The 13425-nt window shown below is 50.4% G+C and carries 9 protein-coding genes and 1 tRNA gene; 2 read left to right on the forward strand and 8 right to left on the reverse strand.

Annotated features, from left to right (window positions below; translation table 11 throughout):
* Positions 1-1288 (forward strand): RNA polymerase sigma factor RpoD (rpoD, locus tag AXW11_RS13110; protein WP_286792348.1); only part of this gene is annotated, 1288 nt, incomplete at its 5' end.
* A 114-nt stretch (positions 1289-1402) separates the two neighbouring features.
* A tRNA-Ile gene (locus AXW11_RS13115) sits at positions 1403-1479 on the forward strand.
* 228 nt (positions 1480-1707) lie between these two features.
* On the opposite strand, the gene AXW11_RS13120 is transcribed toward AXW11_RS13115, so the two are convergent.
* The 8 genes from AXW11_RS13120 to AXW11_RS13155 form a co-directional block, all read right to left on the reverse strand.
* The gene (locus tag AXW11_RS13120; protein ID WP_091642277.1) at positions 1708-3453 is read right to left on the reverse strand and encodes a DUF2726 domain-containing protein; all 1746 of its coding nucleotides are present in this window, start codon (positions 3451-3453) and stop codon (positions 1708-1710) included.
* A 57-nt stretch (positions 3454-3510) separates the two neighbouring features.
* Complete coding sequence (locus AXW11_RS13125; RefSeq protein WP_091642275.1) at positions 3511-3849, reverse strand: hypothetical protein; 339 nt, start codon at positions 3847-3849, stop codon at positions 3511-3513.
* A gap of 36 nt (positions 3850-3885) precedes the next feature.
* Positions 3886-6084 (reverse strand): DUF262 domain-containing protein, encoded by a 2199-nt coding sequence (locus tag AXW11_RS13130; protein WP_091642272.1) that lies wholly within the window; start codon positions 6082-6084, stop codon positions 3886-3888.
* On the reverse strand, positions 6056-7912 hold the full coding sequence (locus AXW11_RS13135; RefSeq protein WP_091642269.1) for a DUF262 domain-containing protein: 1857 nt from the start codon (positions 7910-7912) through the stop codon (positions 6056-6058). Before AXW11_RS13135 ends, AXW11_RS13130 begins: the two co-directional genes overlap by 29 nt.
* A 415-nt stretch (positions 7913-8327) precedes the next feature.
* Positions 8328-9008 (reverse strand): SOS response-associated peptidase, encoded by a 681-nt coding sequence (locus AXW11_RS13140; protein ID WP_091642266.1) that lies wholly within the window; start codon positions 9006-9008, stop codon positions 8328-8330.
* Between the two features lie 37 nt (positions 9009-9045).
* Positions 9046-9984, reverse strand: coding sequence for a hypothetical protein (locus AXW11_RS13145; RefSeq protein WP_143071138.1), 939 nt, complete (start codon positions 9982-9984; stop codon positions 9046-9048).
* Positions 9985-10495: 511 nt separating this feature from the next.
* The gene (locus tag AXW11_RS13150) at positions 10496-12040 is read right to left on the reverse strand and encodes a hypothetical protein (protein ID WP_091642263.1); all 1545 of its coding nucleotides are present in this window, start codon (positions 12038-12040) and stop codon (positions 10496-10498) included.
* A gap of 1023 nt (positions 12041-13063) precedes the next feature.
* Entirely contained in the window at positions 13064-13396 is a 333-nt protein-coding gene (locus AXW11_RS13155; RefSeq protein ID WP_007153529.1) for a tRNA-binding protein, read from the reverse strand.
* Positions 13397-13425 lie beyond the last annotated feature (29 nt).

Raw genomic sequence — 13425 nt, forward strand, 5'->3', positions numbered from 1 at the left:
CACCTCAGACGATTCTTCCGACGATGATGATGACGATGACGACAGCGAAGAAGAAACCGAAAGCGGTCCGGATCCGGAAGAGACCCGTCTGCGTTTTGAGCTGCTGAAAGAAAAGCTCGATGCTGCCGATGCAAGCCTGGCCAAACACGGCCGCGGCCACAAGAAAACCCAGGAAGCCCTGAACGAGCTGGGACAGGTGTTTGCGCCGTTCAAGCTTGGCAACAAGGCCTTTGATGAGCTTGTAAACGTGGTTCGCTCCACCAACGATCTGGTGCGTGAGAACGAGCGTGCGATCATGAAAATCTGTGTGCGTGAGTGCAAGATGCCGCGCAAGGATTTCATCAAGTCGTTCCCCGGCAACGAAACCAGCCTGGACTGGGCCGAAAAGATGTCCAAGGGCAAGAAGCCCTACGCACCGCTGATTGCCGAGCGCATCGACGAAGTCGTGCGCCTGCAGAAGCGCATTGCCAACATCCAGACCGAAGTCGACCTGGACGTTTCCGACATCAAGGAAATCAACCGCCGCGTCTCGATCGGCGAAGCCAAGGCCCGCCGTGCCAAGAAGGAGATGGTGGAAGCCAACCTACGTCTGGTTATCTCCATTGCCAAGAAGTACACCAACCGCGGCCTGCAGTTCCTCGACCTGATCCAGGAAGGCAACATCGGCCTTATGAAGGCCGTTGACAAGTTCGAGTATCGCCGTGGCTACAAGTTCTCAACCTACGCCACCTGGTGGATTCGTCAGGCCATCACCCGCTCCATCGCGGACCAGGCCCGCACCATCCGTATTCCGGTGCACATGATCGAAACCATCAACAAGCTCAACCGCATCTCCCGTCAGATGTTGCAGGAGATGGGCCGCGAGCCCACGCCGGAAGAGTTGGGCGAGCGCATGGAAATGCCCGAGGACAAGATCCGCAAGGTATTGAAGATCGCCAAGGAACCGATCTCCATGGAAACCCCGATCGGTGATGACGAAGACAGCCACCTGGGCGACTTCATCGAAGACATCCAGGCACTGTCGCCCGTCGACTCCGCCACCGCCGAAGGCCTGCGCGAAGCTACCCGCTCCGTGCTCTCCGGCCTGACCGCGCGCGAGTCCAAGGTGCTGCGCATGCGCTTCGGTATTGAAATGAACACCGACCACACCCTGGAAGAAGTGGGCAAGCAGTTTGACGTAACCCGCGAGCGAATCCGCCAGATCGAAGCCAAGGCTCTGCGCAAACTGCGCCATCCTTCCCGCTCCGACCACCTGCGCGGCTTCATTGACGATCAGGGCAACGGATAACACCACAACAGTAGCGGGCGCCACCCCTCACCGGTATAATGGCGCCCGCTTTGTTGCTTCCGCCCGGAAACAATACCTCAAAAGCAAACCTTAAAGCAGCATCCGCTGACAAAAGGGCCTATAGCTCAGTTGGTTAGAGCAGAGGACTCATAATCCTTTGGTCCCTGGTTCGAGTCCAGGTGGGCCCACCACTCCCCCAGTATTTTTGAAACTGGTATTGAAACCATAAATCGTCCGCTTTGGTCGCAAAGCGAACACTAAATTTTAGCGATCAACCTCTGGTGAAAGTTCGTTTGAGGCGGCCACTGTTTTTGGAGAAGCAAAAGGGAGAGTGGGTCAAACGTAACCTTAAGCGATTTATTTACCCGCAGAATGCAGAGTCTCAACTATCTGATTTCTGCGCACACGACCAAAGCCAGTTACCGACTTTGCGCCCAATCATCAAATCTTCTCCATGCATCGCGGTAGTCGTCAAGGATGAGCAACACATCATCCTTTATATTCTGCGATAGTTGTGGGGACTTACTCTCAATAGCTTGGGTTACCGACTCAGCCTTTCGCTGAAAGCCATCGCGCCGACTACTCCAGAATTTCATGCAGTACTCTATAGACGCTCGATACCATCGATTACTCCGGGGCTCACCCCAAAGTTCTTTAGGCTTTGACTTCCCCCAGTTCCACCAATCATCAGAAGACCACTCAACTTCGTCCCAGTTTCCATCAGGCTTGCGAGGAAGATACCGCTCTACAATTGAGAAGACTTTATTGAAATTGCCGTTGCTTGCCGATAAATCATCCAGAAATTGCCACTCCTGAATTTTTTCATCAAACTCCTCTTGGCACGTTATACCTAAAGCTTTAAGCCCTTCTTCGTTGTGTTTTCGCCAGTGCTCGTTGGCCACGTCGAATTCTGCAAAATAATGAAATCGCTTGCGAAACTTCTCACTGCCGATAACTCGAATCCGCAGCGGACCGACTTCCTCTTCTTTGGGAAAGTCCGGGGCATTCAATCCACACGTCGCACCTCCCCACTTGCTTTGAATCTTCAGAAATAGATCATCGCCCCTCCTAATGCTCATTGCTTGGGTATCGACCACAGAATGAGCAAGTTCTGGGTAGCCTATTTCATCCCAGTTCTCATAGCGATAGTGCACAGGAGTTAAGCCGATAGGGGGTGGCACATTTGGCCCGATTGCGGACTCAATGGAATGACTTAGACGCTGAAAGAATCTGTTCGAATGTTCGATTAGTGCAAGCAAGTCTTGACGCACCTCAGCATTGGCTTTGTTCGCAATGTCTCGGATTGACGCCAGGAAATCTGGGATGGTTTCTATGTCAAAGCTTGGCGACTTTATCGCGTCGATCAGCCAACCAACATAGCGGGAAACAAACTCATCTTGCCGGTGGTTGAGCGCAGCATCTAGATGACTCCCGATTTCAATCCTGATCAAGGGAACTCCCACGCTGGCACAGTAAGCATTTTTCAAGCGGTCACCGAGATTGTCCGCATCACCGTGAGTACGGCCATCTATCTCAATTGCTGCTAGCGCCAGGCACATAGGAGGCGGCGTCGCTATCACTACGTCAAATCGGCGGCGTCCGGGTACCCACTCTTCACTCTCGGGCCGGATTTTTGCCTTGGCGGAAATAGACGAACGCAAACCGCTTGAGATTGAGCCAATTTCCGATAGCGCCACCTCTTGCAGTGCGATTAAATCGCTGCCCTCAAGTGCTGATCGAATTTTTAATTGAAACCCAGGAATTCTAAGAAACTGGGCATTACGCGTTGCGCTTTTTCGTTTTCGATGCTCGTCTAGTATTAATTCGGCAACAGCACGGGCTGAATCGCTCGCTCCGATTGAGACCACGACCAAACTAGGCTCTTCCGGTGAAGGCCATACTTTCAAAGATGAACCAGGTTTGTACTCGATGGCAACAAGCGGACGATGGTCGAGCATCTTTCCCTTCGAGATTACGGACTCTGCCAATACCCAATCATAAATGCCTTGAGGATTTGCCTTTGGGAATACAGCATTTTTGGGTATGTGCCAGAATTCCGAAGTGCTGCGTGTCCGGAATTCCCTTTTTAACATTTCCGCGACCGCGTTAACGTGCGCATGAACAAGCGGCTTTTTTTCGAATTCGTTGCGGTTGTCCGTTTCCATCCCTATCCCCTAATAAATTCCGGACAGAAGGCTCCATCGCCCCCCAGCTTTGATGCATTACAAGTCCCGCAAACGCTCAGCTTCTGCCCGGGAAACCCACTGCACAGTCATTTGGTTCTGACGCACGCTAACCACACCCTGACTCGCATTAGGCAGTTCGTGCTGGGCCCGATACACCAGGAGCGTGTCCAGCAATTCCAACAGATACAACTTGAATTCGCTTTTCATTAGACGCGCCTGGGCCTCCTCATCCTCGAATCGCCATGAGGTCAGCTCAAGCCGATTGTCCTCGTCGTCGCTAAGGAATATGACCTTTCCCGTTCCTGTATTGTCAACAAGGCACTGGTCGGCCAACTGATCCAGTCGAGTCTGATCGAAAGTCGGATCGTAATTCATTGTAGGCTCCCTGTACTGTGAAACTGGAGTGTTGTTCTAGCGCACCGGGCTGCCGGGCAAACATTCCTGGATAATTTCCTCCAAGAATGACGGCATGCCAACGTCTACCCAGCCGTCCTTCGGTTCCTGCCGGAACTGTGTCGTAAATCCTTCGTAGTCGTAGTAAATGGCGTAGACTCCCCCATCCTGCATCTTAATCAGGTTGTAGCTCCATTCGTTCGACCCATAGACCGGTTTGAAAGCAACTGACCGGATTGGCCCTGGGAGCCCCTTTTCCTGCTGCAACTGCTTGAGCTTGAGGTCCAGAACGTATGTGCGCAGTTCGGCATGGAAGCCTTTAAAAGATGCTTTGCTGAGCAAGCAGACATGATCACCTTCCCGGTGAATCAGTCGCTTTGTGCAGTAACCAATGACCTGCGGGTTTTCTACGACCAGCTGTCTCCAGCCACCACAGTCACATTTGGCAATCAGGTCCCTTAGGGAGGCCTCAGTGTCGTGGATGTCAATGTGGTCAAGCAGTGCTCTGAATTCTGGCTTTTTAACCACCTTAAACCAGTTCTCGAATCGTTCCCGGTATGTCCCCCGGTTCGGAAGACAGAAGCTCGATCTGTGGAAAGAATGGTAGACCAGATAATCGCCGAGGGAGAGCAGTGCCCGCTCCAAGAGGTGTTCTTTGGAGACCCTTATTTCGTCACTGAGCACCGAAGCGGTCTTCGTAGCCAGGTGCTCAAAGCTTTCGGAATTTATGCTGTCGTCAGGCCCCCTAGCCATATCCAGCAAAAAGCCAAGCTTTCCCTTGAGGTAGACGTGGACCTCAAAACGCTCGAAAAGCGATTCCCAAGACGGATCTTCCAGAATCAGGCTCGCCTTCAATTGTTCCTCTTCCCGCTGGGCTGGGGCGAAGCCACTTTCAATCCCGGAATTCGCAACGAATTCATAGAGGTCTGCACAATGATCCGAAAGCTCATTCAGGCTCTGAAGGGAAGGTACGATAGACGACATCTCATCAATCCGGTGGTTGTTGATGAGGTTGTTGGTTACCCGTTTCCAGCGCCTCAGTTCTTCTTGCACTTCCCATGCCTCTGGCGTCATAGATTCAATGAACCGAACCAGGGCATAGAATCGCGTCTGGCGCACATAATCGGTACTGGTGAGCACATTCAGCAAGTCGTCGAGAAGCCCGCTGTTTTGGGGAAGATCAGAGAAATAGTCGAGGATCAGCTCAACGCGGCGAAGATTCTCCTGATCGAATGCTTCGTGCTTTTCCAGATCGTCCGACGGAATGTGGCCACTGCGCGACCGTACGACACTCAACCACTTCTGTTCGGATTCATCCATCTGAATATAGGGTTGCCCCGTGCGATCACAGGCACGATAGAACGCCATCAAGTGGAAAAATCGCAAATAGAGCTGGTCGAACGTGGCCTCGTTGGTTCGACGGCTTAGCTGCCAAAAGAGGTCTGTCCATTGCTGATCCAGTTTGCTCTCCAGTTCGTTACCTCCGGGGATGCACTCAAGCTGACCACAGAGCCAAGCCTTAAAATTCTCGAAATGAGTCAGTTGCATGCCGCGAGCATTCATCTTGATGTACAGCTCATCCGAGAGTCCGAAGTCTTTCAGCTTGAGAAACTGAAACGTGATGCGTGGTGACTGAGAATCCGTTAACCGGCCATACGAATTAGTCGGACAATCGAAGAAAGTTTCATGGATTGAATCGAGCATGTTCAAACAAGCGTGAACGGTGGGGTCGCCCCTCCACGAAAGCATGAACCAGCTTTTGTCCTCAATGGCCTCGGAAAGAATGGTGCTCAGAGTGTTAGGGTCCACGTCCTCGGCTTTCGCCAGGGCATCAAAGAACTCAGAGGCACTGGTTCGGGTTTTGTACGTGAAGCGGGCATTTTCTCCAGCCACAAAGGTGTTTCTGAACGCCTCAAGTAGGCCCTCCTTCGCCGCAAGATACCAATGGAGCAAAAACAGCGTCGTCATCCGCTGTTGACCATCGAGAATTGAAAAGGTCTTGTTGTCGCCTTCAAAGTTCCCATAGACAAAGTCCAGGTTTAGCGGATGTGAGGGGCTTTCCGTCGTGAGGGAACCGCGAAGGGCCGCAAGAAATTGACGACGAACCTCCCAGGCCTCCTCGCGGCCTTGAGCGTAGTCACGCTGAATAACAGGAATTTGGGCCGTATCCAATTCGCCAAACATCTGGCTAAAGCTGATTGTCTTCCCTTGATTCATGAGCCCCCCCGTCGTTTTTAAAGAACTTGCGAAGCGTTGCTGTCATGGCGCTTTTGTGGCTTTCGATATCGCGTGAATTCCAGAAAAGCATGTTGTCGACTTCATCACTGTAATACTTCAGGAACACATTCTTCGTGCAAATCGGTACGAAGGTCGCGTCCCGGTCCAGGGCGATAATGCGGTTCCGCTTGATGGGAAAGATCGCGTTTTTGTAGCTGCGATTCGTGGTGCTGTCCAGCAGAGCAAGATTGCCGATGGAGTGCTCTGCTTCACCATCCGAGTCCTGGGCGTAAAGAGTGTGGATGGCTAAGAACAGCTTCTCAAAGCGGTCGGAATTGAACGTTTCGCCTTCCAGGAGCTGTGTAGCTTCTTCAAGCATGCCCCCTACTTCTGGTCGAAGTTCAGAGCCCGCCCCGGTGGCCTCCATAGGCTTTTTATAGAAGTATTCGATAATGTCTGACAACCAGTCTTTTTGTTGGCGTGGGGCCCGTGGCATATCGCTGGTAACCGAGCGAATGTGTTCGATGTCCCAGGTGCCGGTTTTGAACTGATCAAATTGAAATCGAGCGTTGCTGCTGGGGTTAAGAAACAACGTGGCCACGTTGAACATCAACAGGATCGAAACCACACTTTGTCGATTGTTTTCATAAGAAAGCTGGCCCACAAAATCAGAGATGTCTGATTCCAGATGGTCAGGATCAGTGTACTGATTCAGAGGCTCCAGGTCGGGGAAGAGGACATTGAAAATAGTCGCTTTGAGCCAGGCCCGGAATTCGGTTTTCGTTGAACAGCCATTGAACGCCTTCAGAATCGCACCAACTTGAGTCTTTCTGGAAACCAGAAAACCGACCATGTGGAAAAGGTTTGGATCGCTAAACCATTCATTCAAGGTCATAAAGCATCGCTTTATGCGAGCCCATTCCTCGTGAATATCTCCGGATTCCTGCTCTTCCAGCCAATGTGAGAAAACGAGAAAAACGTAGTATTTATCGTGGGGATTGATCGTCTGTGTTTTTGAGGCCAACTGGTCAGCGATAAGCTTCAGAACGAACTCGATCCGGTTTGCCTCAGAGGATTTGTTGCTCAGGAAATACCAAAAATCGTTTTTTTGCAGTGTACGCTCAATGTCATCCCATTCTTGGGCGATTTTCAGCTGCTTCAGGTAGCCATCATCGTCTTTGGTATCCTTAAAATTGCCGCTTTTCAGAAACAACGCCTTAACCAGTTCGCCATTGGTTAAGGGGATTTTCCCCACATTCAATCGCGTGAAAACGGTGGTGGCATCAACCTCTTCGTTGATTTGATACCAAATGGCTTTTACTTTCAGGCGATCACGCTCGCCTCCCAGCAATGTTTGAAGAAACAAAAGCTTGTAGCCTGCCCCCTTGGTCTCAAACCAGTCTTCGATGGCAATCTTTGCCTGGTACATGTGGAAAAAATCGATATTGTCCATCGACCGTTCTTGATCCAGTCGATCCAGAAATTCAGCACTTTCAGGCCGAGTCTCGTACGCAATTCGGTACGGCGTCATGTCCATCGCTTCGGCCTGTGTCTTTAAGCAGGTCATAATAATTCGAATGGTCGTTAATCGCTGTTGACCATCGACCACTTCCCACTCGTCACCAAGTCGTTTAACGACCACGGGCTGCAAACAATAAAACGGCTCTCCGGTAGAGGAGGCGTTATTTTTTTGAAACTCATCGATGTCTTCCAGAAGCTCCTCAACCTGCCTCTCGGTCCAACGATATCCACGCTGGTACGCAGGTATAAAGAAGGACTCGTTCAGTAGGCTACTGATTGACACAGGCTCTAAATTATTTTCTGTCATAGGGGCTTCTCTTAGCGGAAATCGAAATGTGTTGAGCGCCGCAGCCGAGGGTTAGCAAACGGGGAACTTGGAGAGCACAGTCCATGTTTAAAGTTCGGGCAGATATTGATCTTAGCGAGGTTATGCTGCCAGATAGGGTAGCCCAACGCCATCCTGCTCTGTAGCTATCATAGGTATATCTAAAGATTTTTCATTCTCAGCGTTAGCGGCAATCCACTTCCCCAAACACCATTTAGTCATATAGCGCGAATTATGGAGCTTGCCGTTCAGCATGAGTTGGGCATCTGAGCTAAACGTGTCGGCAAGGCGCTCGGATGTTCGCTTTTGTTTAAAAACTCGATATCACACTTCGCATCGATAACACCATATTTAGGCTATACGTGGCCAAATTATGGTTGCACTACCACACTCCTGATCAGGCATCGTCCGCTTCAATTTTTTCGACCTCACCCTTTATCTCAAGTTTCTCCGGAGACTTTATCGGCTCCACGGAGAGAGGCTCACCTATCCTCGTCTTGAGCAGATGCTGCAACGGATCGGTATTCGTCAGCTTAGGATCCAGCCACAGTTCAAAATCCTCTGGTCTCAACATCAACGGAATGCTTTTCGGATGAATGTGCCTGAAGTTCGGATGTGGCGGCAGTGTGACGATGGTAAACGAAGGTACGATATCACCCTGGAAATCCCAGAACTCATAAAGCCCGGCAAACGCGAGTGCGCTATCAACGGGATGAATGTTGTAGCATTGCTTGCGCCCCTTTTCCCCGGTCCATTCGTGGAATCCACTGGCCGGGATAATGGCCCGCTGGGAGTGGAACCGTTTTTTCCAGAGTGGGCTGGTTCCCAGGCTTCCCGATCGGGCGTTGAAGGTGCTGTATTTTGGTGAGGGGCGATAGCCGCTACCATCGGGTTTGGGTTCGATTAGTAGTGACCAGATCGCGTCTTCCAGGGCTCTACCCTGGTTTGTCTCGTAGATGATCTGGCCTTTTGCACCTGGTGCTATGTTGAGGCGGGATTGAACGCGTATAGGTATGCCCAGGATTTCTAAAAGATCCTGGACTAACGGGTCGTCGATTACGTTGTAGCGGCCACACATAACGCTGTCCTTCTATAAGAACGAGCTATCGAGCAAATCAAAGATTACGGGCATTAACCTGATCTCGATGGATTCGATACATGACACCAGAGCAAAGTTCACAAAAGCACTGTTGAGCATTTAGAAAAACCTGATGATTACAACGGCGACAATAAAACAGATACTCACCCCGGTCGTTTCGATACATTCCTGAACCTACTGATTTCCGTACCGAAGGAATTACTTGAGATGGTTGATGGTTCTGTTTTTGGACCTGGAACTGTGGTGAATCTTCCCGATAGCTGAATTTCTCCACGTTACGATCGTGTGACTCAAGATAGTGAGCCATCCTTGGGTGATAGAGCCATCTTTTACAGTCCAACTCTTTCGCCATGGATTTCGAGAGAACGACTTTGAGAGGTATCTCTGTATGCTGAAATTGCGACCTGGCACTAGAGATATCAATGGCAAGAACAACCGCCTTATGATCGCGACAATTCCAGTCTGAAAAATCCGGTACACCCTGTTTTTCAGGGTGTACCAGCTTTATACCAACTTGCACGCCTTTGAATTCACCAGTTACATCGAAAGTTTCACCCAGTAGGTTTCTGTTTATGTGAATGTTTTCCAATGTAATGGTACAGGCCTGAGAACATACGTAATCAGGATCGGGAACAGATGACCAAGGGCTTGGCGGGGGATAAACGTAATCTGGCATAGCCACATCAAATGACTCGGACTCGGAGAAAATCTGCCGAGCCATCGCGGCGACTGACACCCAGTATGAAAACGTGCACTCCTCGTAAACTTTTTTGTCTTGTCCACGGGTATTGTGAGCAAAGTGGTCAACACGCCCGACCATGCAGTGTCTGGCAATAAGAGGAAGATCACAACCAGGACACTTACAACCACATCGCGCCCCACTGGGCACGTCCCTTACGTCCACAAATCGTTCAGATTCAATATGGTATCCAAAAGGGATTTTGGTATCAGCCACGCCCAATCTCCAATTCGAGTGACTATCAGTTTAGATAGCTAATCGAATGAGGAGACGAGTGTCAACGAGGTGTCGACCCGTTGATGGGTTTTGTGGTGCTGCGTAAACCCGCCACAGGGCTCCCATAATCCCGTGGTCCCTGGTTCGAGTCCAAGTGGGCATACCATTCGATACATTTACCTATCCAGCGTCATTGAAACCATAACTTGGCCGTTTTGGCCACTTTATGCTTACATAAGTAAGCATAAATGACGGCTTCCCATGCTTGGTAAAAGCTGAGGTCGCAAAGCGAACGCTCCGATCCGCAAAGTCTCCGCAAGAGACTCGGTAGTGTCAATCGGATAGGGGTAAGTCCAAAAGATGTCTACAAGTATCTGAGGGAGAATCCCGCTGAACTGTCCAGGCCGGGTCTCCTATTGTTTTATGAAGCACTACAGGAAGCTTTTCCCTGCAAAAAATAAGCACCAAGCCCAGGCAGGCTCATCGCAGCAAAATTTTCTCGCGAGAAAATTTAAATCCGGAAGCGGTTTCTAAAGCCCAGACCGATCAAAAACAACAAAATGAACGAAATCAGACCGTGCAAGGATGTCAGTAGATAGAGAGCGCCACCACCATCGTCAAGAACGGTTCCATAGCTATCCCTCAGGAAACCGGTTGCCGGCAAAAACGGAAGTACCCACGCAAACGAAAACAGCAACTCGACTTCAGTTTCAGAAATCCAATTTCTGTAAATAAACGCAAAGAACACACAGGAAAAGATGAGCCAAAAAAAAGGACGCCATATCGACTGCCCATAGTTTGAAGAAACTTCAAACATCACATCGAGCACTCCCGCCGGCCAGGATCCTTTACCACCTCGAAACCGACTCCACTTCATTTCTTCAGCATGACACCTCAGTGCCAGCCCGTGATCACGATTTCCCTCAGCGAGCTCCTTGATGCGTTGAAGCTTGAAGCCGCGATTTTTTTCTTGTCGGATATCTCCTCTACTCAACCCTTTTCCGAATTCGATATTGGCAAGATTGAGATGTTTGCTAAATTGGGTTCCAGCCAGGTCCGGTACCGGCCCGAATTTCATATCTGCGAGAGACAAAGGCCCCTCGAAGGTAGATCCTTTAAAAGACAGCTCGCTAAGAAAGGGCGAGTCTTCGTCCTGGGAGAACTCGGCCGAACCGGGAAACACCGCATGGTGAAAAATAACTTTACCCGGCCCAATGCGGCCAAAATGAAGGTGGGAAATAGCCTCCGAGGGAAATCTTGCGAGCGCAAAAATGATGGTGCCCTGACGCATTCCGATGTTATTTATCGACAGATGCCGTACAGCTGTAAAATCAGCATTGGTAAAAGCCAACCGCGGTTTTTCCTCGCTGCCCAAATTCAGATTCCGAATCTGGACCTGTTGGCCATGCCAAAGGGTGTTATTGAACTCGACCTTTCTTAAAGATGTGGCGCCCTCAAAATCCATCGCTACGATTTTTGCCAAAAACTGTGCGTTATCAAAATCTACGAACTGACCTTCCGACGCTTCAACGCTCAGCATAAAAAGGTCACCACCAATCTTTGTGGATTCTCCCTCGCCTTCCGTCATCCCTCGAGAATGGCCAAAGATAAGATCCTTGTTTCCTAACTGCTTTATTGAAAGCCTGGTCTTCCCCGAGAATGAGCACCCATCAAAATTCAGGTGTCCCATTTTTGAAAAACACCCGTTATTAATTTGTAACCCCCGGAATTCTGATCCTGCAAACGACACCAGACCTGCGCCAAACTGAGGATCGTGGAAGACCACCGGCCCATGGAAAATGCCAGGAAAGATAAAATCACCATCACCGAAGTCGCAGTTGGTATACACCAACGATCGACCACCCCAATTGATCTTGGGAAAGACCAAATTACCGTCTTTGGTCGTCTCTCGGAGCGCGATCCATTCGACGGATTCGAAGTGAATCTCGCCGTGTGTCTTAAATCGACCTATCAGCCTCGTTGCTTCAGTGGAATCTTTGGCTGCCAAAAGTTCCTTTAGCAACTTTTGCAGCTGGGCTCCCTCTAATATCGACATAACTCTCCCGGCGTACTGGCTTTCCAGCGTTCAAGCAAGAAAATAAACAAACCCGTCTTGGTGATTCTCAGGCCAACAAAAAGGTAATCATTACAGCCTGCCACCGACAATCAAAGGCGGTTTACAAATTTTCTCGCAAGAAATAAGCCCGCGAAGAGCAGGCCAAGCGGCACCGAGGAAGGTCGTATCAGCTGCTGGCGCTTCGCTGAGGGGTAAAAATGGAGTTGATTCTGCCGATCTCGAATGTTCGCTTTTGTTTAATAGCGTGATACGACACTTCGCATCGACAACATCGCCCCGGATACACCCGGCCAATTTGTGGTTGCACTATCACAAGCTGACCCATAGTTCCGAGAAAGCCCTAGACAAGCACGTTGTCGATCACGTTACCGTGTCCGCGCCTATAAAACCTAAGAGTCCTGTCTAAAGTATTCAACAGTGGGGTGAGGACCAGGATCTTTCGTGCAGTGGCGTATAACCACGATTGAGCCACCCTGCCGGACGGTTGTGGGTGATCTGAGTGGCCGGCCGCATTCTTCGCCATCCACTTTGTGCTTACAGAGCTCCTGGGGCCCGGAACCGTCGCTGTCTATCGTAGGGGGACCACCGCCGCCAGGCGATGATGTGTCAGGGTTCCGGGATGTTCTGACGTAATCGAGCAGTATCCCCAGCCCGATCACCAATACGGTCGCTGTTGCTGGGTCCAGCCCCCACACCTGGAGCCCGGAATACTTGCGATTACGTGACGATGTCACGGGAATGCTGTACCTGTGATACCCGGCCAGCTCATTCTTCGCGGGTAGGTTTCCAGCCACCTCAACGCCTGGTATTGCCTCCAGGGACCGCACCAGCTCTTGTTTCGACAATTCCGATGCATGAGACAGTACAGATAGAAGCGAACCGGTATCTTCATACGATAGTAACTGAGACATGCCAAATTCCTTTGCTCATGCCTTCTGGACAACGACAACGGCCGTTAGGGGGTACCATTAAAAATAGATCAGTTATTGATCAAATCAAGAGTCAAATAAGCCTCTGCCCATTACTCACCTTGTGATCCGTGCTTACCAGGGTTATCGCCCCCTCATCATTCTTGATCCCCGTCACCAGGCACTCGGACATAAATTTACCAATCTGTTTTGGCGGGAAGTTGGTCACGGCGAGCACCTGCTTACCCAACAACAACTCAGGGTTGTACAGGTCGGTAATCTGCGCACTGGATTTTCGAACGCCCACTTCCGGGCCGAAATCGACTTTCAACTTGTACGCTGGCCTGCGGGCTTCCGGAAACTCGTTTACCTCGATGATGGTGCCGATGCGCAGCTCTACGTTCTCAAAGTCTTCCCAACTGATCATTCCTGGTGTGTCCTCTGTCCATTAAAAGA

The organism is Marinobacter sp. Hex_13 (assembly GCF_001566815.1).
Lineage (GTDB): Bacteria > Pseudomonadota > Gammaproteobacteria > Pseudomonadales > Oleiphilaceae > Marinobacter > Marinobacter salarius.

What these genes read in the sequence shown, in the direction of transcription:
- AXW11_RS13120 (WP_091642277.1), bottom strand. Translation starts at nt 3,453, where the DNA reads ATGGAAACGGACAACCGCAACGAATTCGAAAAAAAGCCGCTTGTTCAT.
- AXW11_RS13125 (WP_091642275.1), bottom strand. Translation starts at nt 3,849, where the DNA reads ATGAATTACGATCCGACTTTCGATCAGACTCGACTGGATCAGTTGGCC.
- AXW11_RS13130 (WP_091642272.1), bottom strand. Translation starts at nt 6,084, where the DNA reads ATGAATCAAGGGAAGACAATCAGCTTTAGCCAGATGTTTGGCGAATTG.
- AXW11_RS13135 (WP_091642269.1), bottom strand. Translation starts at nt 7,912, where the DNA reads ATGACAGAAAATAATTTAGAGCCTGTGTCAATCAGTAGCCTACTGAAC.
- AXW11_RS13140 (WP_091642266.1), bottom strand. Translation starts at nt 9,008, where the DNA reads ATGTGTGGCCGCTACAACGTAATCGACGACCCGTTAGTCCAGGATCTT.
- AXW11_RS13150 (WP_091642263.1), bottom strand. Translation starts at nt 12,040, where the DNA reads ATGTCGATATTAGAGGGAGCCCAGCTGCAAAAGTTGCTAAAGGAACTT.
- AXW11_RS13155 (WP_007153529.1), bottom strand. Translation starts at nt 13,396, where the DNA reads ATGATCAGTTGGGAAGACTTTGAGAACGTAGAGCTGCGCATCGGCACC.